Source organism: Salinicola halimionae, assembly GCF_003206065.1.
Taxonomy (GTDB): Bacteria; Pseudomonadota; Gammaproteobacteria; order Pseudomonadales; family Halomonadaceae; genus Salinicola; species Salinicola halimionae.
Genome location: NZ_PZJQ01000002.1, coordinates 209,959 through 233,870 on the forward strand (window position 1 = coordinate 209,959; position 23,912 = coordinate 233,870).

Genomic DNA, 23,912 nt, shown 5'->3' on the forward strand with positions numbered 1-23,912 from the left:
CAGGGAAAATCGATCCGGTCCTTCGAGACCGGGCAGGAGGAAAACATGTTACTTGCAACCGATCTCGACGGGACTTTTCTTGGCGGCGACCCCGAAGCCCGCCTCAGCCTCTATCAAACCATCGCCGCACACCCGGATATCAAGCTCGCTTATATCAGTGGCCGCAGCCTCGAGGCGATCCTTCCACTGCTGTCGGATCCCACACTGCCTCAGCCGGACTATATTGTCGCCGATGTCGGTGCCAGCCTTTATTACGGCGACAGCCTGCAATCCATTCAGCCATTGCAGAACGAGATCGATGCGCGCTGGCCCGGTGAATCACGTATCGCCAGCGCCATGCAGCGCTTTCCCGAGATCGTGCGTCAGGATGAACCGCAGCTACGTCGCTGCTCCTACTACTGCCCGCCGGAGCATGCCAAGGACGAAGCTCTGACGAGACTGGCGCAAGAGCTGGATTGTGAAATGCTCTACTCGGCCGGCCGCTATCTGGACTTCCTCCCCAAGGGCGTCAACAAGGGTAGTAGTCTGAAGAAATTGGTCGAATGGATAGAGATCGACGACGAGGACGTGCTGGTCGCCGGCGACACCATGAACGATCTCGCCATGCTGACTGCCGGATTCAAGTCGGTCTGTGTCGGTGGTTCGGAGCCCGCGCTACTCGAGCAGACGCAGAACCAGACCCGCGTAATGCATGCCGTGGAAACCGGTTGTGCCGGCATCATCGAGGCGTTCGCCCATTTCGGCTTTCTCGGCGCCCATGGTATCGCGGCGGAAAACCGGCGCGACGAGACGCAGACCGGCAAGGCCGAACTGGTCATGGTCTACCATCGCCTGCCCTATGAAGAGTACCGGGTCGACGGCAAGATTCAGCGTCGCCGCCCAACCTCACCCAACGGCATCATCCCGACATTGCTGAGCTTCTTCGCCGACCAGCGTGGCTCGTGGATCGCATGGTCGATCTACGAGGAGGACGACGAAGAGGATTTCGTTACCCATACCAGTGTCGATGCCAAGCAGTATCCGCTGTTGACGGCGGCACGCGTGCCACTGACCAAGGTCCAGGTCGATACCTTCTACAAGCGCTTCTCCAAGGAGGCCTTCTGGCCAACGCTGCACACCTTCTGGGAACGCGCGCATTTCCGTGAAGACGACTGGGAAGTCTACTGCGAGGTCAACCGCGCCTTCGCCGAACGCACGGCCGAAGAAGCCGCCGAGGGCGCACTGATCTGGATTCACGACTACAACCTGTGGATGGTACCGGCGTACCTGCGCGAGATGCGCCCGGATCTACGGATCGCATTCTTCCACCACACCTATTTCCCGTCGGCGGACGTTTTCAACGTGCTGCCGTGGCGCCGCGAGATCATCGGCAGTCTGTTGCAGTGCGATTACGTGGCCTTTCATATTCCGCGTCAGGTCGAGAACTTCGTCGATGTTGCCCGCGGCGTCGTACCACTGACCACGCTATCGCGGCAGAGCTGCGCACCGCGCTTTCTGACCTACGGCTGTGCCGTCGGCCTGGAGACGATGACCACGGCGGTCGACACCGGCTCTCGTGTCGTGCGGTTGGGCGCACACCCGGTCGGACTGGACATCGGCCGAATCCGCAATGCGTTGGAGCAGGACGGGGCCAGTTCGCGCATGGCGGAACTGAGAGAAGAATTCAGCGGCGTCAAGCTGATCCTGTCAGTGGAACGCCTTGACTACACCAAGGGCGTTCTCGAAAAACTGCAGGCCTACGAGCTGCTGCTCGACGAGAACCCGGAGCTGCGCGGCAAGGTGACACTGGTCAGCATCTGCGTGCCCGCCGCACGGGAAATGACGATCTACAACGAGCTACAGACACAGATCGAGCAGACCATCGGCCACATCAATGGCCGCTTCGCCGACGTGGGCTGGACGCCGGTGCAGTTCTACTTCCGCGGTTTCCCGTTCGAAGAAGTCGTGGCCTGGTACGCCATGGCCGACGTGATGTGGATTACACCCCTGCGCGACGGTCTCAATCTGGTCGCCAAGGAGTTCGCCGCCACCCAGGGCATGACTCAAGGTTGCGGGGTTCTGGTGCTGTCGGAATTCGCAGGTGCCGCCGCCGAATTGAAAGGGGCGATTCTGACCAATCCGCACGATCGGCGCGATCTTGCTAGAACCTGCTATCTGGCCCTCAATCTGCCACGAGCGGATGCCGAGGCTCGTCTGCGTCAGCTCAACGATATCGTCAGCTACAACGATATTCGACGCTGGGGCGACGAGTTCATCGCCGCGATCAAAGGAGAGGAGCCCGAAGGCACCGAAAGTCCCGTCAATCCCTCGACGGACCTGGTCTAGACTCGGCGGCAAGCGCCATCTTCGGGGCGCCGTAGAGAGAACGCCAGCTTCGGCGTGCTATAGGAAGAACGCCGGCTTCGGGACGTTGTAGGATGAGCCCCGCCTTCGGGGCGCTGTAGATGTATTTGATGGCGGCGTTCGACGCCGCCATCACACCTCGCCGGTCCACCACTCGCTATGATGGCTGGCGCCGTTCGCCAGCATCGGGGCCAGTTCGGAGAAGGCCCCGTCGAGAGTCTGATCGAGCTGCCAGGGCGGATTGAGCATCAACAACCCGCTACCGTACATTCCCCGCTCGGCGGTAGGCTCGCGTATCTGCAGTTCACTACGCCAAAGTTTCGGAATTCCCGCGTCGCGTAGCATGGCCAGCATTGTCTGATGGCGTCCGGCCGGCAACAGCGGATACCACACCAGTACCACCGCATGACGGACCTTGCGCACGACTTGAATCAGCGTCTCGGCAACCTCTTCGTATTCTTCTTTTCTCTCGTAACTGGGATCGATCAGCACGCACAGCCGTGGGGTGGCGACCGGTACCAGCTTGGATAACCCTTTTAGGCCATCGGCATGCCGGCGTTGCACCGCGGCATCCGCCGGCAAGGCTTGATCCGTCAGGTGCCGATGCTCGCCAGGATGAAGTTCGAACAGCGTGAGACGATCCTGCGCCCGTAACTTGGCCCCCAGCCACCATGGCGACCCGGGGTAGCGGCTCAACTCGGCGCCGGTCTGCAGCGTCTCGAGCGCCGCCAACCACTCTCCGATCGGCGAATCCACCGCCAAACCGCGACGGCGTTGCCACAACCGCTCGACGCCCTGACGGTATTCACCGAGCTTCTGAGTCTCCGGTGCCGTCAACGGATAAAGCCCCCGCCCGGCATGGGTATCGACGAAACTGATCGCCGATGACTTGTGTGTCAGCGCTCGAACGAGTTGCCTCAAACCCAGATGTTTATGCACATCGGCGAAATTTCCGGCGTGGTAGGCGTGCTGATAGGCAAGCATGAGAATCCATCCAATCAAACGGGCGCAACCCGAAGATTGCGCCCGAACTCGAGATCGAGGTATCGATCGACATGCCTATGACAAGCGTACCGATCGCGACATCGATTACCTCAGGACTGCTGTGTCGGCGTCAGCGTGATCTCGACGCGGCGATTCTGCGACCGACCGGCGTTGGTATCGTTACTGGCAACCGGATTCGTCTCGCCGTAGCCCACCGAGTTGATACGTCCGGACTCTACGCCACCCTGCTCGAGGTAAGTGGCTACCGACTGCGCACGACGCTCGGAGAGCTTCTGGTTATAGCTATCTGACCCGGTGCTGTCGGTGTAACCCCCGACATTGATGCGGGTCTCCGGATAGGCGCGCAGCACCGCGTTGACGTCGTTGAGCGCCTGGCGTGCCGGTGTCTGCAGATCACTGGCATCGACGTCGAAGGTCACGCTGCTCGGCATATTGAGGATCAGATTATTGCCATCACGCTCGACACCGATATCCGTGCCGTCGAGGCGGTTACGCAATTCTTTCTCCTGCGAATCCATGTAGGCACCGACTCCGCCACCCATCGCGGCGCCCGCGGCCGCACCGATCAGAGCGCGATCCCGCGTACTGCTGCCACCATCCCCGGTCAATGCGCCAGCGACGGCGCCAGCCACGGCACCAATGCCAGCGCCGCTCCAGGTTTTGGTGTGGCTACCACCTTGCTGCTGATTGTCCGGGCCGTTGGAAGCACAGCCGGTCATTCCGACGGCCATGGCAACCGGAATGGACAACCAGAACGTCTTCTTCATCATCTTCATGCTCGAGGAGCTCCTTGCTTGCGACTCGCCACGTCGTATCGAGAAGAACGTGACGACGGATCCATCATTACCCGGCTGTTGCCCGAGGATCAACGCGCTTCGTCGAACTCTCTTCATCGAACAGCGCGAGCAAGTCATTCAAGAATAACAGGCCTTGCGGGCTCGCTTGCAGCCGTGACGGCGTGTCCCGCAATAGCCCCTTAAGTCGTGCCGTCTCCAACCGCGGCGTGAGTTCAGACAACGCCCGGCCGGTATGGTTTTCCCAATCCTCGGCATTCACTCCCTCGACCAGACGCAGCGCGTTCATCAGGAATTCCAGCGGTAGTACATTGCCGTCCACTTGCTGTCCGCCGGCCACGAAGCCGCGTGGGTCATTCAAACGACGCAGGTAGGACTCCGGCTGCCGAGTTTTCCAGCGGCGTTCAATGCGCCATTCGCCTTGCGGGCCAATGGACGACAGCTTGCCGTGCGCGCCGGCACCGATGCCAAGATAGTCGCCGAAGCGCCAGTAGTTGAGGTTGTGCCGCGCCTGCCGCCCAGGCCGGGCGTAGGCGGATATCTCGTAGCGCGACAAGCCGTTGGACTCGATCAAGGCATGACCGGCGTCCTGGATATCCCACAGTCGCTCTTCATCGGGTAGCGACGGCGGATGGGAGAAAAATTCGGTATTCGGTTCCAACGTCAGTTGGTACCACGACAGGTGCGTGGGTTCGAGCGCCAGCGCCTGTTCGATATCCTCAAGCGCCGTCTCCAGCGTCTGCCCGGGCAAACCGTGCATCAGATCCAGATTGACGTTGTCGAAGCCGGCATCCTGTGCGCTGCGCATCGCACGAACCGCCTCTTCCCCGCTGTGGATGCGCCCCAGCGCTTCGAGCTGGCCCGCTGCAAAGCTCTGTATTCCAATGGATAGCCGATTGATACCGGCTTGGCGATAGCCTTCGAAGCGGGCCTGCTCCACCGTCCCCGGATTGGCTTCCAGCGTGATCTCGATATCGGCGGCGAACGTCAGCCGCTGACGCAACCCGTCGAACAGACGTTGATACGCCGCGGCGGAAAACAGGCTCGGCGTTCCTCCGCCAATGAAGATGGAGACGATCTCGCGACCCTGCACCGCCGGCAGATCATGCTCAAGATCGGCCAGCAACGCCTCGACATAGCGAATCTCGGGAAGTTCGGCGCCGCGACCCACGCCGTGCGAATTGAAGTCGCAGTACGGGCATTTGCGGACGCACCAGGGCACGTGGATATAGAGAGCCAGTGGCGGTAAGACCATCATTTCCTGAACTACCCTAGTCCCTGGAGCTGCTCTGAATTTTTGAGCAGTTCGGAGTCCTTGAGCTGCTCCATCAGCGCCTGCAGCGCCCGCCCGCGGTGGCTCAATCGGTTTTTCTCGTCGCCGCTGAGTTCGGCGACACTCATGCCGCTTTCCGGAATCCAGAACAGCGGGTCGTAGCCAAAACCACCATTGCCGCGTGGGTAGGCCAGGATGTCCCCTTTCCAGTCGCTCTGGACGATCAGCGGCACCGGATCATCGGCATGACGCAGATAGACCAATACACACCAGTAACGCGCCGTGCGCATCCCTTCGGCAACGTCCTTGAGTGCCGCCAGCAGCTTGTCGTTATTGGCCTTGTCCTGAGATTCGCCGCTCTTCGTCGTATCGGCATAGCGCGCCGAGTAGATGCCTGGCGCACCCGACAAGGCATCGACTGCCAACCCCGAGTCGTCTGCCAGTGCTGGCAGGCCGCTGACCTTGGCAGCGGCCCGGGCCTTGAGTATCGCGTTTTCGACAAAGGTCAGTCCCGTCTCCTCGACACCGTTCAACCCAAAATCGGATTGTGGCTGCACGCTTAGACCCAGCGGTCCTAAAAGCTGCTGAAATTCAGACAGTTTCCCAGGGTTGCCGCTGGCGATGACCAGATTTCCGCTATCCACACTCATGACGATTTCCTGCCAAAACGTTCATTCTACGGGGCTCGGCGAGTCGGGCATAGCAACCGCGAGCCTAGCCCATGAATTTCCCATTCCCGACAGGGATGAGAAAACTCACCTCTTTGGTTAGCCACTATTCTTACCAACCCGCGAAGAAAGCGTGCTTTTTCTCGGAATGGAAACGTCTCTCTGTAACTTTAAATTGCAACTTTGTCTTCAAATGTTTGATAGATAATGATTTTTTTGAAACCTTACCGCCATCTTAATTGTGTCCAGGCTGTCACTTTGCTGAAAGTTAGATGCAGTATATTTACAACGGATGGGTTTTATTAACATTATTGAGCTCCCAAAAACATGGAATGCGGTAGGTTACTCAGCTAGGGGTTGCAACGAAAAAAGTAAAACACTAATTAAAATCCTTCGAAGGGATCAGACCATGAACATCGAAAATACCGATATCGTTCTTGTTACGGATTGCAACTCACAATCCGTCCTATTTCTGGACTACATCCATCAGAAAACCGGATGCCGCGTGTCGGCACTCAGCCCCCAGGAGCGCTTTCCCGTAGCAGAGGGGCGCCGGGTTCTGGTACTTCTGGATGGAGACCACGTTCAGGAAAAAGACTTGCTGGCCTGGAATACTCGCGCGGAAGAAAGCAGCGCAATCATTCTATCCGCCTTCAACGTCCGCGATAACAAGCAGGTCATGGAGCTGCTGATTGGCATCCATCTCCGCGGCGTCTTCTACCGTCAGGACAACCTCGAGTTGATCTGCAAAGGTATCGTCCAGTTACTGGGGGGCGAGCTGTGGATCTCTCGCCCCCTTTCCGCCATGTTGATCGACTTCTATCGTCGTCAACAGGTCAATACATACCGGCCGGTGTGCGGTCTGACACGGCGTGAGCTCGAAATCGTGACGCTGCTGGTTTCCGGCGCCAGCAATACGGAAATCGCGGAAAAGTTGTTCGTGAGCGAGCACACGGTGAAATCGCATCTCTACAACCTGTTCCGCAAGATCAACGTTCACAACCGCATTCAGGCCACCAACTGGGCGCGCCAGAACCTGGGCACGATCCCGGTGATGGCCTCGCGCTACGCGAGTGGGCGTCGCTGAGCGCACCTAGCCAGCCGTACGCCGTAACGAGCCTTATCTGATTCCCCGGAAAGCCATCTCCCAGTGGCTTTCCCGGGAATTTTTTAGTTCAGCCGCATCCGTTCCTGAATCAACGAGGCCAGCGTCAAATTGGCATCGGGGGCCGTCGTGTCGAGATGGACCAGATGGGTTGTCTCGTTACTGGCGAACGACTCGAAGCGTTGCAGTTGCTGCTCCAGAATCGCAAGGCTTCTCTCCGATGACTCCCCGCTGCGCCTGGCACGTTTGACGATACGCGCTCTGAGCGTGGCCTGATCGGCTTCAAAACTGACGATCAGTACGGGCAGCCCACGCTTCTCCGCCTCGAAGCGAAGCCGTTTACGCTGTTCCAGCAACAGACACGTCGCATCGATACACACTGGTAAACCCGCCTCGAGTACCGTGCCCGTCAGATCGGCAAGACGCCGGTAGGTCTGGTCGGTGGACGCATCGCTGTAGACCGCATCGGCATCGGCGGGCATCGCGGCGAAATCGAATAGCCGTTTGCGTTCGACGTCGGATCGAATCCGCACCCCCCCCAGACGTCGCACGATCTCCTCGGTAAACCGGCTCTTGCCACTGCCGGAGACACCGACTGCCAGAATCAGATAGGGAAAGTGAAACTCGCTGTACGCCTGGGCCATCATCAAATAGCGGCGGAACACTTCGATGGGTTCGCCTCCGGGCAGATCGTCCATCACGCCGGCATTCTGATCGCGCACCAGTTCGATCCGCGCTCGCAACAGTGCCCGATAGCGCTTGTAGAAATTGAGCAGGCGGACGGTCTGATAATCCCCGGACAGCTCGAGATAGCGATTGAGCGCATAGTGGGCAAACTCGTGCTCACCACGGGCTTCCAGATCCATGATCAGAAAGGCGAGTTCGCAGGCAACGTCGCACCAGCGCAGACGATCATTGAACTCGATGCCGTTGAACAGGATTGCCTTGCCCTCGAACTGCACCGCGTTGCCGAGGTGAATATCCCCGTGGCTCTCTCGAATGAAACCGTTCTTCCAGCGCGACTCGAGGATCGGTTCCAGTCGTGCAAAACTCTCGAGCGTCAATGTCTTCACGCTGGCCAGCTGTTCGAGATCCTGCGGCGATTCCAACAGCGGCTCGATCGTCTCGAACTCATTGACCAGCATGTCGTGAATGCTCGAAGGCGATCCCAGCGGATCATCGCCGGAGACGCTAGGCGCCGACTCATGCAGCGCGACGAGTTGATCGATCAGATCGTCGATCAGCTCCGCCGACAGTTCTCCGCTGGCCTGCAGAGAGCTCAGCAGATGGCGACTGCTGAACTGACGCATCTTGACCGCATATTCGATCGGGGCGCTGTCATCGTTGACCCGCGGTGCCGTTTCAGAGCCCGATATTGCCACACAGCCGATATAGAGCGCCGGCGCCACGCGGCGATTCAGCGCGACTTCCTGTTCGCAAAGGCGATGGCGCTTTTCCAGTGTCGAAAAATCGAGAAAACTGCCGTAATCCAGAGATTTCTTGATCTTGTAGGCGTATTCGCCCGTCGATACCACCCAGGAGATGGGGGTTTCGAACACTTCGACAGCGCCAATCGGGTGATCGAAACAATCACTCTCCTTGAGCGCCTGTATCAGCGTTCGGCTCATGCGTCGTCTCCCTGTCAGTGGCGTTAATCAGTGGTATTCGTGGCTCATTGTTGACGCATGGTGGCGAAAGCGCGTTCGCTGGCCATCAAGGTCGTCTGAATATCGTCATGGGTGTGCGCGCTCGACATGAAACCAGCCTCGAACGCGGACGGCGCCAGATAGACACCAGCTTCCAGCATGAGGGTGAAGAAATCGCGAAACGCCTGGGCATCACAGGCCATGGTCTGGCCAAAGTTATCGACCCGCTGCTGCGCGGTGAAGAAGAGTCCGAACATGCCACCGGCTCGCTGCGTGATCAATTCGATACCGGCATCGTGGGCTCTCGCCTCGAGCCCATTACACAGCGTTTCGACGCGCGTGGTGAGCGCCTCGTGAAAGCCCGGCTGGCGCACTTTCTCGAGCAGCGTGATACCGGCGGCCATGGCCAGCGGATTGCCCGACAACGTACCGGCCTGATAGACCGGCCCCAGCGGTGAAATCTGCTCCATGATGTCGCGCTTGCCACCAAAGGCACCGACCGGCATGCCGCCACCGACGATCTTGCCCAGACAGGTGAGATCCGGGGTAATGTCGTAATGCGCCTGGGCGCCACCCAGTGCTACACGAAAGCCGGTCATGACCTCGTCGAAGATCAGCACACTGCCATGGCTGTTGCAGACCTCACGTAGCGCCTCCAGGAAGCCGGGCTGCGGCGGGATGCAGTTCATGTTGCCGGCTACCGGCTCGACGATGATACAGGCGATCTGCTCGCCCAGCGCTTCGAAACACTCATGCACGGCCTCGATATCATTGTAGGCGAGCGTAATCGTGTGTTCGGCGAGCGATGCCGGTACCCCAGGGGAGCTGGGCTCGCCATGGGTCAGCGCACCGGATCCCGCCTTGACCAGCAGCGAATCCGAATGACCGTGATAATTGCCCTCGAATTTGACGATCTTGTCGCGTCCGGTATAACCCCGCGCCAGACGGATCGCCGACATCGTCGCCTCGGTGCCGGAATTGACCATTCGCACCATGTCGATGGAGGGAATGATCTCGCAGATCAGATCGGCCATGGTGGTCTCGATCGCCGTCGGGGTGCCGAAGGAGAGCCCGCTATCCAGCCTTTCACGGACCGCGTTCAGCACGTCCGGATCGGCATGCCCGGTGATCATCGGCCCCCATGAGCCCACGTAATCGATATAACGCTTGCCTTCGACGTCGAAGAGATAGGCGCCTTGGGCCCGCTCGACGAAGACCGGCGGCTGCGACATGCCCTTGAAGGCACGCACCGGAGAATTGACGCCGCCGGGAATGTGCCGGCAGGCGCGTTCGAACAGTTCGGCGGATGTCGTCATGGTGTTCTCTCTAGCAAAGTTCTACTGACATCGATCGATGACAGGTTTTCCATCGATGGCGGAATTCGATAACGCCACGTCGGCGAGACGGGCATTGAGTTCACGCACCGCTCGGGCGACATCCGGCATACCGAAGATCGCATGCACCACCGCCAGCATCTCGGCACCCGCCGCTCGAGCCTGGCCTGCGGTGCCGACATCAATCCCTCCGATCGCCACCCGGGGCAGTCCCAGGGATTCGACCTCGGCAAGTACCGACAACGGCGCCGGCGCGGCCTCCGGCTTGGTCCGCGAAGCGAAAAACCGCCCAAACGCCAGATAGCTGGCGCCAGCACCGGCGGCCACGCTCGCCAATGCCACGGAGTCGTGGCAGGTGGCGCCGATGATCGCGTCACGTCCCAGATGTTCTCGGGCGGACGCAACCGACACGTCGTCCTGACCCACGTGCAGCCCGATGACCTTGCCCCAGCGCTGCTGCAGATGTAGCGCCAGTTCGAGATCGTCGTTGACGATTAGGGGCACGTCATGGCGTGCGCATAGTGCCGCCAAGGCATCGCCCTGGCGGCGACGGCGTTCGGCATCCGCGGACTTGTCGCGATACTGCAACAGTACGAGTCCCGCTTCCAGTGCCGATTCGCAGGCAGCCAACAGGGTTCGATCATCCGGCAGCAACTGGCTATCGGTGATGGCGTAGAGCCCCTTGTTCATAAACCGGTGCATAACTTTTGCATAAACTCTGGATTAATCCTCATCAATACGCGCGTCAGGGGCGGTTGAACCTAGCGCACCGACGTCATTCCAGCGTGGCATCGAAGTCCGGCGCGCGCCAGACCCGGTCTGGCAGATATTGACCCTGACCTAGCGCCAGGCCGTTATCCAGCGTATCCCAGGTGAATCGCTGGGCTTGAGCACAGGCCGTGGCCAACCCTTCGCCGGCAGCCAGCCGGGTCGCCAGCGCCGAGGCCAGCGTACAGCCCGAGCCGTGGTAATGGGCGGGAAGCCGTGGCCACTGCCACTGCCGGTTGAGTTCCGGCGTGTGCAGAGTATGCACGACATTACCCGTGGTCGACTCGTCGTCCAGCGGATCCGTGCCGGTCACCAGTACGGCGGCACAGCCCAGCGACATGACTTCCACCACCCGAGACACGTCATCGACCTCGGTGAGGGAGGTAAGCCGTGCCAACTCATGCCGATTGGGTGTCAATATATCCACAAGGGGAAACAGACGATGACGAATCGGTTCGAGCAAACCGGGTGTGGATAACTCGGCTCCCCCACCGCTACGAATCACCGGGTCGACGATCAGCGGCGTGCCGGGGCTCATCCTCGCGACATCGATCACCGCTTCCAGCACGTCGAGATTGGGGATCAACCCCACCTTGATGGCCGCGATACGAAAGTCATCGAACAGGACGCGCGCCGCACGGCGGATGAAATCGCCGCTGCAGGGTTCGACGCTGGCGACTTCGCGGGTCGACTGCACGGTCATGGCCGTGGGTACGGTCACCGGCCAGCCGCCACAACCTCTCACGGCCTCGGCATCCGCGACCAGTCCAGCGCCGCCACTAGGATCGTGGCCCGCCAGAATCATCACCACGGGCTTGTCGGCATGACGAATCATGGCGTCCACCCAGGGACATTCGTCACCGCTCGGGATCGGGTGTCGAGGTATCCGGTCATTTTTCGCATGGATGCTCTCCTCGTCGATCGCTTCGGTATGTTCTTTCTCTTGTCCGGCGTTAACGACTACGCCGCGACCCGACGACTGTCGGACAGGACCGGGGCTTATTCACAGATGTCCGTAGCGACACCGCTAAGCGTGTCAGCGCTTACGTCGATAATAGTTCTCGATCGCCTCGCGAGTAATGATACCGGAAATCTTTCGAATCATCGGCGCCGTGGTGTGCTCGACATATAGGGCGTCGAGACCGGATTCGTTGAGCGTGTCATAGGCCTCGGACAGCGTCGCCTCCAGATGCACCGGCGCCAGATCGAGACGCTGCCCGGGTACTTCCTCGAGATCGATCTGCGCGTGTTCCGCGAGCCACGTCTCGTCATGCAGCACCCGCGCCAGGTGAGCGGCCTTCATCGCCAACGGCGGCTTGTCCTTGCCGTCCTGGATGATGACCAGCCAGGTCGGTTTGGAATCGAGCAGCGCCTTGGCCCGGTCATGGTCGATGACCCGTGGCGTGCGCGCCAGATTGCGCTCCATCACCGCCGGTACCGCGACTCGTGACAGCGCCTGCATCAGTGGTTGCTGCAACGGGTGAAGCCCCTGCTGGGTCAAGCTGGAGAGAAAGAATCCCTGGCAGCGGCAGAGCTGGCGTGCCGTCAGCACCGCGACTACCACCGCCAGCATGCCTGGCAGCATGATTGCCGAGTTGCGAGTCAGTTCCAGCAATGCCAGCAGCGCCGCGAGCGGAGCCTGCAGCGCCGCCCCCATCATCGCGGCCATGCCCAGTACCGCATAGAGATCCGGCGTCGTGACCACGCTCGGCAGCAAGGTCCCGCCAATCATCCCCATCACCGCGCCCACGGCGGCTCCGGACACCAGCATCGGCCCAATCACGCCCACCGGCACGCCGCCAGCCATGCAGATTGCGGTCAAGGCGAGCTTCACTACCGCCAGCACCAGCAGCACGTCCAGCGCCATTGGCCCGTTGAGCATCTGTTCCAGACTGTCATAGCCGATCCCCTGGACCTGGGGATACCACCACGCGACGGCGCCGGTCAGCAGTCCGATAATCGCCAGCCGCAGGGCAAAAGGCATTCGACTGATCGAAGGGTGCCCCTGAGCCAACCGCACGAAACCGCCGGCGAGAATGCCCACGACCAGCGCGGTCAGCACGATCCAGGGTAAATCCAGCAGCGAGTTCAACTGCAGCGGCGGTACGCTGAACGCCGGCTCGGCCCCGTAGACCGCCCAGGAGACCAGCGCCCCCATGGTGGCGGCAAGAATCACCGGCATGAAACCGGCGATGGTGTACTCCATCATCACCACTTCCATGGCAAAGATGACACCGGCGATCGGCGTATTGAACGAGGCGGAAATTCCCGCCGCGGTGCCACAAGCCACCAGTACGCGAAGGCTGTTGTGCGGTAGGCGAAGACGCGACCCGATCCAGCTCGATGCCGCCGAGCCGAGATGGATCGCCGGTCCTTCACGGCCCGCCGACAACCCGCCAATGACCGAGATCACACCGACCCACCATTGATTGATCCAGTTACGCATTGGCATCTTGCCCTGATGGTAGGCAAGACGCTCGATGACGTGGCCGATCCCCATTTTCAGCGCGCGACTGGGCTGCGGCCAGAGCCACAGGCCGATCAGGGTGACGGCGACCAGTGGCAAACCGGCACGAAACAACGGCGATAGGGTCTCGAACGCTTCCGGATCGTCACCGGGGATGAAAAAAAGCGCGCCGAATTCCAGCAACAACCGGAAAACGACCATCACGGTCCCGGTCAGGATGCCGGCGAGAATGCCCAGCAGGCAGAGCTGTGGCATGGCGTCGACGCTCGCCAGTTGACGCCGAAAACGTTCGAGACTGGGGCGTCGGGGGACAAACCGCGGTACGCGTGACAAACCCTTCTCCTTGCCCGATCCAAAGCGCTCGTCTTTCTGGCGCGAAGCCATGCTGGCCGACGCCCGTGCGGGCCCGCAGCCACAACGTGCGAGCGGTTAACGAAACCGCCATCATACACCGATCCTTAAAGCCCGCTGGCAGACACGCACTGCGCTTGCCAAGCCTAAAGTTGACCCTTTTACTCGGTATTACCGATAATGGACGTCAACAAGGCGGTTTCCCGCCCACGTCATTTTCGATAGACCGGCCAATACGATTGACGGCCGGCACGCACGGGAGCGTGACAATGAGTACAGTGGAGTCTTTCGCTCCGACCCCGATGTTCTTCACTGATGCCGCCGCTAGGCGGGTCAAGGCATTGATTGCCGAGGAGAACAACACAAGTCTGAAGCTGCGGGTCTACGTTACCGGCGGCGGCTGTTCGGGATTTCAATACGGCTTCGATCTCGGCGACCAAGCTGCCGAGGACGACACCGTCATCGATAACGACGGCGTCAGCCTGGTGGTGGATTCCCTTTCCTACCAGTATCTGGTCGGCTCGACGGTGGATTTCGAGGAAGGCTTGGCCGGTGCCCGTTTCATCATCAGGAACCCCAACGCCCAATCCACCTGTGGCTGCGGCGCCTCATTCTCGGTCTAGGAGGATGGCGGTGAACTGGGTTTTGAATCGAAAATTAGCCGAGCGACGAGCAGACAAGGCAAAAAAATTGAGAAAATAGCGGAGTTTACGCGGTGAGTATTTTGACCTGGCTGGCGCTCCAGCCAATTTTTAACGCAGTCTGGTCGAGCACAGGCATTTCCGAACAAAACCTAGGTCGACTTGACGTTCAGTAACATCTTTCCTCAAGGTGGTTGTCGATTGTCCCATCGATAAAACTCGAGGAAACCATGAAAAACAACACAACCCTGAGCTACTGGCTCGCCATCCCCACGCTCGCGCTGTCGCTGGGCGTTTCCAGTCTGGCCAATGCACAAGACACTACGCTCAAGGCCGTCACCGATCCCAGTTTCGTACCGTTCGAGATGATGGATCAGGACAGCGGCGAGATGGTCGGCTTCGACATGGACATCCTGCACGCTATCGCCGATCGCGCCGGCTTCAAGGTCGATCTCAACACCATGGACTTCAACGGCATCATCCCCGCCGTGCAAACCGGTAACGTCGACCTGGCGATCGCCGGCATCACCATCACTGACGAGCGCCAGCAGATCGTCGACTTCAGCGACCCTTACTACGATTCAGGCCTACGCATTCTGGTCTCGGATGACAGCGACGTGGGTTCACTCGACGATCTGGAAGGCAAGCGTATCGCGACCAAGATCGGCTCCACCAGCTATGACTATCTGCAGGAGAAGTTGGGTGACGACGCCGAAATCACGCCTTATCCGGGCAGCTCCGATATGTACATGGCACTGATGGGCGGTAGCGCAGACGCGGTCTTCTACGACGCACCCAATGTCGGCTATTTCGCCCAGACCAAAGGCAAGGACAAGGTCAAGACCGTTGGGCCGCTGTATGAAGGGCAGCAGTACGGCATCGCCTTTGCCAAGGACAGTCAGTGGGTCGAGCCTGCCAACAAGGCGCTGAAAGCCATGCACGACGACGGCACCTACGACGAGATCCACAAGAAGTGGTTCGGCGAAGCGGCTGACGCCAAATGACCGACCACCTCTGATCGAGGCCGGCGCGCTCGCGTCGGCCTCGATATTTACGGATACCGTGACTGCCAAAGCAGTTCTGAAAGACGGCAGTCTTGGAAGACCTCATCGCATGCCGGTGAGGTCTTTTGCTCGCGTTGCCAACGGAGATACACCCCGTGGAGTTCAACTTCCAGTTCGACTGGCAGGCGGCGATCGACTCGCTGCCTTTTCTACTCAAGGGTCTGCCCTACACCCTGCTCATCTCTTTCGTCGGCCTGGCTATCGGCTTCGTCGTCGGCATCGTTTTTGGCCTGATGCGAATCAGCCCGACGCGCTGGCTGCGATTTCCCGCCGTGGTCTACATCGAGGTTTTCCGCGGCACTCCAGTGCTGGTCCAGGTGCTGTTCATCTTCTACGGCTTGCCTACGTTGCTGGGCGGTCCCATCAACGCGCTGACGGCCGGTATTGCCGCCATTGCGCTCAACGCTGGCGCCTACATTTCAGAGATCGTCCGCGGTGGCGTGCAGTCGATCGAGCGCGGTCAGCGAGAAGCCGGGCTATCGCTGGGACTGTCGTCGACTCAAGCCTTCCGCTACGTGATCTGGCCCCAGGCCCTGCGTCGCATGATTCCGGCGCTAGGCAATCAGGGCATCGTCAGCATCAAGGATACGTCGCTGTTCTCGGTGATCGGGGTCGGCGAGCTGGTCCGTCAGGGCCAGGTCTATATCGCCAATACCTTCACTGCGCTGGAGGTCTATTTCATGATTGCCCTGCTCTATCTGGCGATTACCCTGAGTCTGTCGTTGGCTCTGAGTCTGCTTGAACGCAAGGGGTTGGTGGGATGAACGATAGCGTAAACCGAAAAGACACCGCGCAGCCGGCAGAAGCGTCGCCAATCGTGCGCCTCGACAAGGTCAACAAGCACTTCGGAAACCTGCACGTGATGCAGGAGATCGACCTTAGCGTGGCCCACGGCGAAGTCGTGGTCATCATCGGCGCCAGTGGCTCGGGAAAGTCGACGCTGATTCGCTGCGTCAACGGTCTCGAACCGTTTCAATCCGGACGCATCGAAGTCGATGGCAAGACGTTGCTGCCCAACGGCGCCAGTGGCAAATCACTGCAGGCCGTGCGCACCGAAGTCGGGATGGTGTTCCAGCAGTTCAATCTGTTCCCGCACCTGTCGATCCGCGACAACGTCACGCTGGCGCCGCGCAAGGTACGTGGCTGGACGCGTCAGCAGGCCAACACCACCGCCGACAAGTTGCTGGAGCGGGTCGGCATCTCCGATCAGGCCGACAAGTATCCGACCCAGCTTTCGGGCGGTCAGCAGCAACGCGTGGCGCTTGCTCGTGCGCTGGCAATGGAACCTCGACTGATGCTGTTCGACGAGCCGACCTCGGCGCTGGATCCGGAGATGATCGGCGAGGTACTCGACGCCATGCGCGAGCTGGTCAACGACGGCATGACCATGATGATCGTCACCCACGAGATGGGCTTTGCCCGTGAAGTCGCCGATCGTGTGGTGTTCGTGCACGAAGGTCGAATCGTCGAACAGGGCCCGCCCGATCAGCTCTTCGACCAGCCGCAGCATGAGCGTACTCAGGCGTTTCTGGCGCGGGTGCTCAAGCACTAGTCGATAACCGGGTTGTGCGCGGCTTGAGGGCTCCCTTCAAGTCGCTTGCACGCGATCTGCTGCCCGGTGGATCGGCTCTCCTGTCGAGTGCCGCGGAGACCTATTTCCAGACCGAGTCACGCTCGCTGTCTGCGCCGCTGTGCTCCTTGCCTCACTTCTCGCTCCCTTTCCCCGCCGCTTTTCTTCGGCACTGTTTTCTATGGTTTTTGCCCATCGATTTCCCCCCATTGATTTCCCCCAGCGCTTTTTCCCATGTTGATCGCCCTTCCGTTTCATTGGCGGCTGTTTCGGACTCGAACCATTGACGTTCGAATCGCCGTCTTTTCTGCGGTTGTCTGGCTCGTCGTTCTCCATCGATTTTGCCGATTCTGAACCGTCCGGCCGAACCCGCACGTTCATTCCCGCTTGTCGGAAGCAGAAAATCCGCCCAGGAAGGTCGAAATTTGTCGTTTCAGGTTATCCAGACCGCCTTTTTTCGCCTGTGGATAGTTTTTTTGCCGATCTTGCTGCAGCCCCGACTCACGCGACGCTAGCGAATGATCGAGGGGGTGTTGACCACCGCGGTAACAGATAACGTATGCAGCGGTGGATAACAGGTGTGCAGTGCGGGCTGTGCACAAATAAGGCTTCTGTCCACAGGAATCGACGCCTCTGTCAGCAGCATGCCCCATGCTTTTCAAGCAATCGAATAACAATGCAAGTTCTCGTAATTTATAGAGTATTTCCACTTATCCACTGAAAATGTCCACACCATTAGTTACTACCACAACAGAACTTCTTTATATATTTCTCATTAATTAATAATGACTCTGTGAGTTAGCGACTCACTGTCGAATCGGGTGTGGAAAACCCCTGACGGTTACCCACAGGAGGTTTATACTGGGCGGCTTTCGTGGCCACCCGTTCTCGGCCACCATGAAAAGCGTCGCTGCGACGGCGCTGAACCTCGTCTTGGCGAGGTCTCGAGATCCATTTGCTGTCGGTGCCGATTCGATGCGTTCGTATCAGCACCTCGTGAGGTAAATCGTGGAGTATCCCGACCGTTTTCAGGTCATCGTGATCGGCGGTGGCCACGCCGGCACCGAAGCCGCACTCGCTGCGGCTCGCAGTGGTGTCCGTACCCTGCTGCTGACGCACAACATCGAGACGCTGGGCCAGATGTCCTGCAACCCCGCCATCGGCGGGATCGGCAAGAGTCATCTGGTCAAGGAAATCGACGCCTTGGGCGGTGCCATGGCACAGGCGACTGACCTGGCTGGCATTCAGTTTCGCGTGCTCAACTCACGCAAGGGGCCGGCGGTGCGAGCGACACGGGCTCAGGCCGATCGAGTCCGTTACAAGGCCGCCATCCGTGGAATGTTGGAAAACCAGCCCAATCTGACCCTGTTCCAGCAGGGCGTCGACGATCTGATCGTCGACAACGACAGCGTCGTCGGTGTCACGACCCAGACCGGCATTCGCTTCATGGCGGATACCGTGGTGCTGTGTACCGGAACCTTCCTGGGTGGCGTGATCCACATCGGTCTGGATCATCATGCCGGCGGCAGGGCCGGAGATCCGCCGGCCAATGCGCTGGCTCAGCGGTTGCGCGCCCTGCCGTTCCGGGTCGATCGGCTGAAGACCGGTACCCCGCCGCGGATCGATGCCAAAAGCGTCGATTTTTCCAAACTCGAGCGTCAGCCGGGCGACACGCCGTTGCCGGTGATGTCGTATCTGGGCAGCCGCGAGCAACATCCGCGGCAGGTCGATTGCCATATCGGCCACACCAACGAACGCACTCATGAGATCATCTTCGCCAATCTCGACCGCTCGCCGATGTATTCCGGGGTGATCGAGGGCGTCGGGCCGCGTTACTGCCCGTCGATCGAGGACAAGGTTCATCGTTTCGCCGACAAGAACAGCCATCAGGTCTTCGTCGAACCCGAAGGGCTGGATACCCACGAGCTCTATCCCAACGGCATTTCCACGTCGCTGCCATTCGATGTCCAGCTGCAGGTCGTGCGCTCGATCGTCGGAATGGAAAATGCCCATATCACACGGCCCGGCTACGCCATCGAATACGACTTTTTCGATCCGCGCGATCTCAAGCACTCGCTGGAAACCAAGTTTATCCACAACCTGTTCTTCGCCGGTCAGATCAACGGCACCACGGGTTACGAGGAAGCCGGCGCTCAGGGACTGCTGGCCGGCATCAATGCTGCCAGACGTGTCCGGGGCGAATCGGCCTGGTGGCCGCGCCGGGACGAAGCCTACCTGGGTGTGCTGGTCGACGATCTGATCACCATGGGCACGCAGGAGCCTTACCGGATGTTCACCTCGCGCGCCGAGTATCGTCTACTGCTGCGCGAGGACAATGCCGATCTGCGTCTCACCGCCATCGGCCGCGATCTGGGGCTGGTCGACGATCATCGCTGGTCGGCCTTCGAGACCAAGCGCGAGAAGATCGAAAGTGAGAGCGCACGACTGCGCGGGACCTGGATCCAGCCGAAAACGCCGGCGGCCGATCGCGTGGCCGAAAAGCTCGGCCAGCCCCTGGCGCGTGAATACAGCCTGATGGATCTGCTCAAGCGCCCTGAACTGGTCTACGCCGACGTGGCTTCGCTCAAGGGCGAAGCCGTCAGTGAAGAGCCGGTCGCCGAACAGGTTCAGATCGAGGCCAAGTACGAAGGTTACATCGCGCGCCAGCAGGAAGAGATCGACCGCCTGCGTCGACATGAAGCGACGCCGTTGCCGGAATCTCTGGATTACGCCAGAGTCGAGGGTCTCTCCAACGAGATTCGTCAGAAGTTCGAGCAGGTGCGACCGCAGACGCTGGGCCAGGCGGGACGAATTTCCGGCGTCACGCCGGCCGCCGTGTCGATTTTGCTGATTCACCTCAAGAAGCGTCGCCTGATCGACGACAGTCGGGCGTTGAGCGCATGACGCCAGTCTGTGAACGCCTGCTGGACGATGGACTGGTGGCGCTGAACGTCGACATAGAGCGACCACAGCGCCAACGCTTGCTGTCGCTACTCGGCCTGTTGCACAAGTGGAATCGCGCCTATAACCTCACCGCAGTGCGCTCGCCCGAGGCGATGGTCAGCCGCCATCTGCTGGATAGCGTCAGCGTAGCGTTCGCCGTGCACGGCCCCACCTTGCTGGACGTGGGGGCTGGGCCGGGTTTTCCAGGTCTGGTATTGGCGATCCTGAATCCTGAACTTCAGGTCACGCTGCTGGACAGCAACGGCAAGAAAGTCCGTTTCCAGCGCCAGGCGGTGATGGAACTGGGGCTCGACAATGTGCGCTGCGAGCAGGTTAGGGTCGAATCGTTCGATGCCACGTTCGACCAGATCATCTCGCGCGCTTTTGCGGCGTTGGGCGATTTCATCACGCTGACCGAGCCGCTGTTGGCCGAGGGTGGTGAATGGCTGGCGATGAAAGGGGGCCTCGACTCCCGTGAACTCGAATCGCTACCGGCCCACGTCGCCGTTCACGAACGGCTCGCTCTGACGGTGCCCGGTGTCGATGATGCCGAACGCCAGCTGCTTCGCCTTGGGCGCGTGGCTGACGCCATGCCGGATACGCGTTAGCGGATCGCTCGCGATCCACAGGATCAGTCTCGACGAAGGGAGTCGCCAGTGACTAGAATCATTGCATTGACCAATCAGAAGGGCGGCGTGGGCAAGACCACCACCGCGGTCAATCTGGCGGCCTGCCTGGCGGCACTCGATCGCCGCGTATTGCTGATCGATCTCGATCCTCAAGGCCATGCCACCATGGGCAGCGGCGTCGATAAACATGATCTCGATGGCAGCGTGCTCGACGTGCTGCTCGGCGACAAGAGCGCTGCCGAGGTGATCGTCGACTGCGCCGTGGCCGGCTACGCACTGCTGCCGGGCAATGGCGATCTGACCGCCGCCGAGGTCGATCTGCTCGATCGTGATGGCCGCGAGCGGGTACTCCAGGCCGCCATCGAGAGCGTCGCGGCAGATTACGACGTGGTAATGATCGACTGCCCACCCTCGCTCAACATGCTGACGGTCAACGCGCTCACCGCGGCCCACGGCGTGCTGATCCCGGTTCAGTGCGAGTTCTATGCGCTGGAAGGCCTTTCGGCGCTGCTCGACACCGTCGAACAGATCCAGGAAAGCGTGAATCCCACCCTCGAGATTTTCGGCATCGTGCGAACCATGTATGACCCGCGCAACAGCTTGACCCGAGACGTCAGCAAGCAGCTCGGCCAGTATTTCGGCGACTCCCTGCTCAAAACTACCATCCCGCGTAACGTTCGCGTCGCCGAAGCGCCCAGTCACGGCGTGCCGGTCACCAAGTACGCGCGCCTCTCGCGTGGCAGCCAGGCACATCGCGTCCTGGCCAAGGAACTGATTCGGCGGTTGGCGCTGTAATGACGATGACTGCTGCGAGGAACACCCCATGACGACGCGCAAACGCCCTCTGGGACGCGGCCTCGATGCCTTGATCGGCTCCAGTGCCCGTCGCCGCGATAGTCTGTCGCAGGAAGCGGGAACCGACACGCCGGCCCCGGCGCAGGTCTCGCCCGAATCTCAAGGGATCGGCGAGCGACTGGAACGCTTGCCGTTGCGTCAGCTGACGCGAGGCAAGTATCAGCCGCGACGCGATATTCAGCCGGAGGCGCTCGAGGAACTGGCCGATTCGATTCGTGCCCAAGGCGTGATGCAGCCGATCGTGGTGCGACAAATTGGCGCAGAGCGTTACGAAATCATCGCTGGTGAACGGCGCTGGCGAGCCTCTCAACTGGCCGAGCTCGAGACCATTCCCGCGGTCATTCGTGAGGTCAGTGACGAAGTCGCCCTGGCCCTGGCGCTGATCGAGAATATCCAGCGCGAGAATCTCAATCCGGTCGAGGAGTCGATGGCGCTCAAGCGCCTGCTCGACGAGTTCGAATTGACCCAGCAGCAGGTCGCCGACGCAGTGGGGCGTTCGCGTGCCCAGGTTGCCAACTTATTGCGTCTGCTGGCGCTCGATCCGCATGTCCTGACGTTGCTGGAACGTGGCGACCTGGACATGGGCCATGCTCGCGCCCTGCTTAGCCTGCCGGCCGCCAAGCAGCGCCATGCGGCGCATGAGGTCGTGTCGCGCGAGCTTACCGTGCGCCAGACCGAGGCACTGGTCAAACAGATCGCCAGCGGCGAGAAAAAAGCCGAGGGCAAACGACCGCCAGCCGATGTCGGACGGCTCGAAAATCGCCTGGGTGACCTGCTAGGTGCTCCGGTCAAGATTCATCACAACGCCTCGGGCAAAGGGCGTGTCACGATCCGTTACACCAGCCTCGACGAACTGGATGGCATACTGGGACACATCCGCTGATCGGCTAGCGTGACGACCGTCGAATTGGGGTCGCATCGAACGGAAAATATTTAGCGCGTTAACGGGATTTGCGCACTTTTCGTGATCGTTTGGCCGAGAAGACGCATCAGATCGGTGCAGGTTCGGTTGAAGCAACATGATCGCTTCTCTATAATCCGCCGGGATTTGTCAGGCTGACGCCGCATGGTGACATCGCACGTCGCGACAGCGAATTCATTCCAGGAATCAACGGCGAGACCGAAGCCATGCAACCAGCGGCACCGGCCAAGCTTGCAAGACCGCGAATCGCGGGGTTGATCCTGTTACAGTGCGGCGTGGTGATGGGGTTGGTTCTCATCGGCTGGGGTGTCTGGGGCCGCGGGACGGCGTTTTCCGCTTTGACCGGTGGCCTCGTTGCTGCCCTTCCCAATGCCTTCTTTGCTTGGTGTGCCTTTCGCTATCAGGGGGCGGCACAGGCAAGACACATCGTCAAAAGCTTCTATCATGCCGAGGCCGGCAAGTTCGGTTTGACGGCGGTACTGTTCACGCTGGTATTCGTGGCCGTGCCCCCCTCAAACCCCGCTTTCTTCTTTGGCGCTTATGTCGTGACGCTGCTGGTGCATTGGATGGGGCCCTGGCTCCTGCGCCGACCGTCACGCATTCAATCTCGAGGCTGAACCATGGCTGGCAACAACATGACGAGTACGGAGTATATCCAGCACCACTTGCAGAACCTGACTTACGGTCTGCATCCGGAAAATGGCTGGTCGATGGCTCACTCCGCCGCCGATGCCAAAGCCATGGGCTTCTGGGCCATACACGTCGATACCATGCTGTGGTCGATCGGCCTCGGGATGCTGTTTCTGTGGCTGTTCCGCTCGGTGGCCAAGCGCGTCTCTACCGGTGTCCCCACCGGTCTGCAGAATTTCGTCGAGATGATGATCGAATTCGTCGATGGTTCCGTCCGTGAGACGTTTCATGGCAAGAGCCGACTGATCGCGCCGCTGTCGCTGACGATCTTCTGCTGGATCTTCCTGATGAACATCATGGACCTGGTGCCGGTGGACTTTCTCCCGCTGTTGGCCCAGAAAATCGGTGGCTGGTTCGGCGCCGATCCGGCGCACGTTTATTTCAAGGTCGTACCCACGACCGACATCAATGCCACGCTCGGCATGTCGCTATCCGTCTTTGCACTCATCCTGTTTTATTCCATCCGCTCCAAGGGCCTGTCGGGTTTTATCGCCGAACTGACGTTGCACCCGTTCAACACGCCCAATATATTTGCCCAGATCCTGTTGATTCCGGTCAACTTCTTGCTTGAAGTCGTTACCTTGTTGGCCAAACCGGTTTCGCTGGCGTTACGACTGTTCGGTAACCTCTACGCCGGTGAACTGATCTTTATCCTGATAGCGATGGTCGGACTGTGGCAGCTGCCGCTGCACTTCCCGTGGGCGGTGTTCCACATCCTGATCATCACGCTGCAGGCCTTCATCTTCATGATGCTCACCATCGTCTATCTGAGTATGGCGACTGAAGAGCAGCATTGAGTAGCGTTCCGTTAACCCCTGACCCTTAGTAAAACTCGACTAAGCAA

21 protein-coding genes are annotated in these 23,912 nt (G+C 60.0%); 12 read left to right on the forward strand and 9 right to left on the reverse strand.

All coding sequences use genetic code 11. The features are described from left to right. Window positions 1–45: 45 nt before the first annotated feature. On the forward strand, window positions 46–2,325 hold the full coding sequence (gene ggpS, locus DOM27_RS01465) for a glucosylglycerol-phosphate synthase (protein WP_110654290.1): 2,280 nt from the start codon (window positions 46–48) through the stop codon (window positions 2,323–2,325). A 150-nt stretch (window positions 2,326–2,475) separates the two neighbouring features. Here the strand turns inward: ggpS and DOM27_RS01470 are convergent, their stop codons facing one another. From DOM27_RS01470 to rdgB, 4 genes are all read right to left on the reverse strand, one after another. Continuing rightward, window positions 2,476–3,327, reverse strand: coding sequence for a 23S rRNA (adenine(2030)-N(6))-methyltransferase RlmJ (locus DOM27_RS01470; RefSeq protein ID WP_110654291.1), 852 nt, complete (start codon window positions 3,325–3,327; stop codon window positions 2,476–2,478). 110 nt (window positions 3,328–3,437) lie between these two features. Continuing rightward, window positions 3,438–4,115 carry a YiaD family glycine zipper/OmpA-like lipoprotein gene (locus DOM27_RS01475; protein ID WP_110654895.1) on the reverse strand — a complete coding sequence of 226 codons (678 nt, stop codon included), beginning with the start codon at window positions 4,113–4,115 and terminating at the stop codon, window positions 3,438–3,440. Between the two features lie 76 nt (window positions 4,116–4,191). Further along, on the reverse strand, window positions 4,192–5,400 hold the full coding sequence (gene hemW / locus DOM27_RS01480; RefSeq protein WP_425353279.1) for a radical SAM family heme chaperone HemW: 1,209 nt from the start codon (window positions 5,398–5,400) through the stop codon (window positions 4,192–4,194). Between the two features lie 8 nt (window positions 5,401–5,408). Then, a complete protein-coding gene (rdgB, locus tag DOM27_RS01485; protein ID WP_110654293.1) occupies window positions 5,409–6,065 on the reverse strand; it encodes an RdgB/HAM1 family non-canonical purine NTP pyrophosphatase in 657 nt (218 codons plus the stop codon). 427 nt (window positions 6,066–6,492) lie between these two features. On the opposite strand from rdgB, the gene DOM27_RS01490 reads away from it, so the two are divergent. Then, window positions 6,493–7,170 carry a LuxR C-terminal-related transcriptional regulator gene (locus DOM27_RS01490; RefSeq protein WP_110654294.1) on the forward strand — a complete coding sequence of 226 codons (678 nt, stop codon included), beginning with the start codon at window positions 6,493–6,495 and terminating at the stop codon, window positions 7,168–7,170. An 83-nt stretch (window positions 7,171–7,253) separates the two neighbouring features. Here the strand turns inward: DOM27_RS01490 and DOM27_RS01495 are convergent, their stop codons facing one another. The 5 genes from DOM27_RS01495 to DOM27_RS01515 all read right to left on the reverse strand — a co-directional run bounded on the left by DOM27_RS01495 (window position 7,254) and on the right by DOM27_RS01515 (window position 13,787). After that, window positions 7,254–8,816, reverse strand: coding sequence for a bifunctional aminoglycoside phosphotransferase/ATP-binding protein (locus tag DOM27_RS01495; RefSeq protein ID WP_110654295.1), 1,563 nt, complete (start codon window positions 8,814–8,816; stop codon window positions 7,254–7,256). A gap of 44 nt (window positions 8,817–8,860) precedes the next feature. Next, window positions 8,861–10,150, reverse strand: a complete 1,290-nt coding sequence (gene hemL / locus DOM27_RS01500; protein ID WP_110654296.1) for a glutamate-1-semialdehyde 2,1-aminomutase — start codon at window positions 10,148–10,150, stop codon at window positions 8,861–8,863. A gap of 21 nt (window positions 10,151–10,171) precedes the next feature. Continuing rightward, window positions 10,172–10,870, reverse strand: a complete 699-nt coding sequence (gene thiE, locus DOM27_RS01505) for a thiamine phosphate synthase (protein ID WP_110654297.1) — start codon at window positions 10,868–10,870, stop codon at window positions 10,172–10,174. Between the two features lie 73 nt (window positions 10,871–10,943). Continuing rightward, window positions 10,944–11,768: a bifunctional hydroxymethylpyrimidine kinase/phosphomethylpyrimidine kinase gene (gene thiD / locus DOM27_RS01510; RefSeq protein ID WP_425353282.1), complete on the reverse strand. Its 825-nt coding sequence runs from the start codon at window positions 11,766–11,768 to the stop codon at window positions 10,944–10,946. A 204-nt stretch (window positions 11,769–11,972) separates the two neighbouring features. After that, window positions 11,973–13,787, reverse strand: coding sequence for a chloride channel protein (locus DOM27_RS01515; RefSeq protein ID WP_110654298.1), 1,815 nt, complete (start codon window positions 13,785–13,787; stop codon window positions 11,973–11,975). 236 nt (window positions 13,788–14,023) lie between these two features. Between DOM27_RS01515 and erpA the strand changes: the two genes are divergently transcribed. The 10 genes from erpA to atpB all read left to right on the forward strand — a co-directional run bounded on the left by erpA (window position 14,024) and on the right by atpB (window position 23,865). Continuing rightward, window positions 14,024–14,377 (forward strand): iron-sulfur cluster insertion protein ErpA, encoded by a 354-nt coding sequence (erpA, locus tag DOM27_RS01520; protein ID WP_110654299.1) that lies wholly within the window; start codon window positions 14,024–14,026, stop codon window positions 14,375–14,377. Window positions 14,378–14,625: 248 nt separating this feature from the next. Further along, complete coding sequence (locus tag DOM27_RS01525; RefSeq protein ID WP_110654300.1) at window positions 14,626–15,399, forward strand: transporter substrate-binding domain-containing protein; 774 nt, start codon at window positions 14,626–14,628, stop codon at window positions 15,397–15,399. 155 nt (window positions 15,400–15,554) lie between these two features. Continuing rightward, window positions 15,555–16,223: an amino acid ABC transporter permease gene (locus tag DOM27_RS01530; protein ID WP_110654301.1), complete on the forward strand. Its 669-nt coding sequence runs from the start codon at window positions 15,555–15,557 to the stop codon at window positions 16,221–16,223. Then, window positions 16,220–17,011: an amino acid ABC transporter ATP-binding protein gene (locus tag DOM27_RS01535; RefSeq protein ID WP_110654302.1), complete on the forward strand. Its 792-nt coding sequence runs from the start codon at window positions 16,220–16,222 to the stop codon at window positions 17,009–17,011. The genes DOM27_RS01530 and DOM27_RS01535 overlap by 4 nt, the downstream gene beginning before the upstream one ends. Window positions 17,012–18,037: 1,026 nt before the next feature. Further along, the gene (gene mnmG, locus DOM27_RS01540; RefSeq protein ID WP_110654303.1) at window positions 18,038–19,933 is read left to right on the forward strand and encodes a tRNA uridine-5-carboxymethylaminomethyl(34) synthesis enzyme MnmG; all 1,896 of its coding nucleotides are present in this window, start codon (window positions 18,038–18,040) and stop codon (window positions 19,931–19,933) included. Further along, window positions 19,930–20,580, forward strand: coding sequence for a 16S rRNA (guanine(527)-N(7))-methyltransferase RsmG (gene rsmG, locus DOM27_RS01545; RefSeq protein WP_110654304.1), 651 nt, complete (start codon window positions 19,930–19,932; stop codon window positions 20,578–20,580). The genes mnmG and rsmG overlap by 4 nt, the downstream gene beginning before the upstream one ends. 48 nt (window positions 20,581–20,628) lie before the next feature. Further along, window positions 20,629–21,396, forward strand: coding sequence for a ParA family protein (locus tag DOM27_RS01550; RefSeq protein WP_110654305.1), 768 nt, complete (start codon window positions 20,629–20,631; stop codon window positions 21,394–21,396). Between the two features lie 28 nt (window positions 21,397–21,424). Continuing rightward, window positions 21,425–22,339 carry a ParB/RepB/Spo0J family partition protein gene (locus tag DOM27_RS01555; RefSeq protein ID WP_110654306.1) on the forward strand — a complete coding sequence of 305 codons (915 nt, stop codon included), beginning with the start codon at window positions 21,425–21,427 and terminating at the stop codon, window positions 22,337–22,339. 245 nt (window positions 22,340–22,584) lie between these two features. Then, window positions 22,585–22,995, forward strand: coding sequence for a F0F1 ATP synthase subunit I (locus DOM27_RS01560; protein ID WP_110654307.1), 411 nt, complete (start codon window positions 22,585–22,587; stop codon window positions 22,993–22,995). Window positions 22,996–22,998: 3 nt separating this feature from the next. Further along, on the forward strand, window positions 22,999–23,865 hold the full coding sequence (gene atpB, locus DOM27_RS01565) for a F0F1 ATP synthase subunit A (protein WP_110654308.1): 867 nt from the start codon (window positions 22,999–23,001) through the stop codon (window positions 23,863–23,865). Window positions 23,866–23,912 lie beyond the last annotated feature (47 nt).

Coding starts and splice junctions, on each gene's coding strand:
- ggpS (WP_110654290.1), top strand. CDS start 46: ATGTTACTTGCAACCGATCTCGACGGGACTTTTCTTGGCGGCGACCCC.
- DOM27_RS01535 (WP_110654302.1), top strand. CDS start 16,220: ATGAACGATAGCGTAAACCGAAAAGACACCGCGCAGCCGGCAGAAGCG.
- DOM27_RS01475 (WP_110654895.1), bottom strand. CDS start 4,115: ATGAAGAAGACGTTCTGGTTGTCCATTCCGGTTGCCATGGCCGTCGGA.
- rdgB (WP_110654293.1), bottom strand. CDS start 6,065: ATGAGTGTGGATAGCGGAAATCTGGTCATCGCCAGCGGCAACCCTGGG.
- thiE (WP_110654297.1), bottom strand. CDS start 10,870: ATGCACCGGTTTATGAACAAGGGGCTCTACGCCATCACCGATAGCCAG.
- hemL (WP_110654296.1), bottom strand. CDS start 10,150: ATGACGACATCCGCCGAACTGTTCGAACGCGCCTGCCGGCACATTCCC.
- DOM27_RS01560 (WP_110654307.1), top strand. CDS start 22,585: ATGCAACCAGCGGCACCGGCCAAGCTTGCAAGACCGCGAATCGCGGGG.
- hemW (WP_425353279.1), bottom strand. CDS start 5,400: ATGATGGTCTTACCGCCACTGGCTCTCTATATCCACGTGCCCTGGTGC.
- DOM27_RS01555 (WP_110654306.1), top strand. CDS start 21,425: ATGACGACGCGCAAACGCCCTCTGGGACGCGGCCTCGATGCCTTGATC.
- DOM27_RS01495 (WP_110654295.1), bottom strand. CDS start 8,816: ATGAGCCGAACGCTGATACAGGCGCTCAAGGAGAGTGATTGTTTCGAT.
- DOM27_RS01470 (WP_110654291.1), bottom strand. CDS start 3,327: ATGCTTGCCTATCAGCACGCCTACCACGCCGGAAATTTCGCCGATGTG.
- DOM27_RS01515 (WP_110654298.1), bottom strand. CDS start 13,787: ATGGCTTCGCGCCAGAAAGACGAGCGCTTTGGATCGGGCAAGGAGAAG.
- DOM27_RS01525 (WP_110654300.1), top strand. CDS start 14,626: ATGAAAAACAACACAACCCTGAGCTACTGGCTCGCCATCCCCACGCTC.
- atpB (WP_110654308.1), top strand. CDS start 22,999: ATGGCTGGCAACAACATGACGAGTACGGAGTATATCCAGCACCACTTG.
- erpA (WP_110654299.1), top strand. CDS start 14,024: ATGAGTACAGTGGAGTCTTTCGCTCCGACCCCGATGTTCTTCACTGAT.
- rsmG (WP_110654304.1), top strand. CDS start 19,930: ATGACGCCAGTCTGTGAACGCCTGCTGGACGATGGACTGGTGGCGCTG.
- DOM27_RS01490 (WP_110654294.1), top strand. CDS start 6,493: ATGAACATCGAAAATACCGATATCGTTCTTGTTACGGATTGCAACTCA.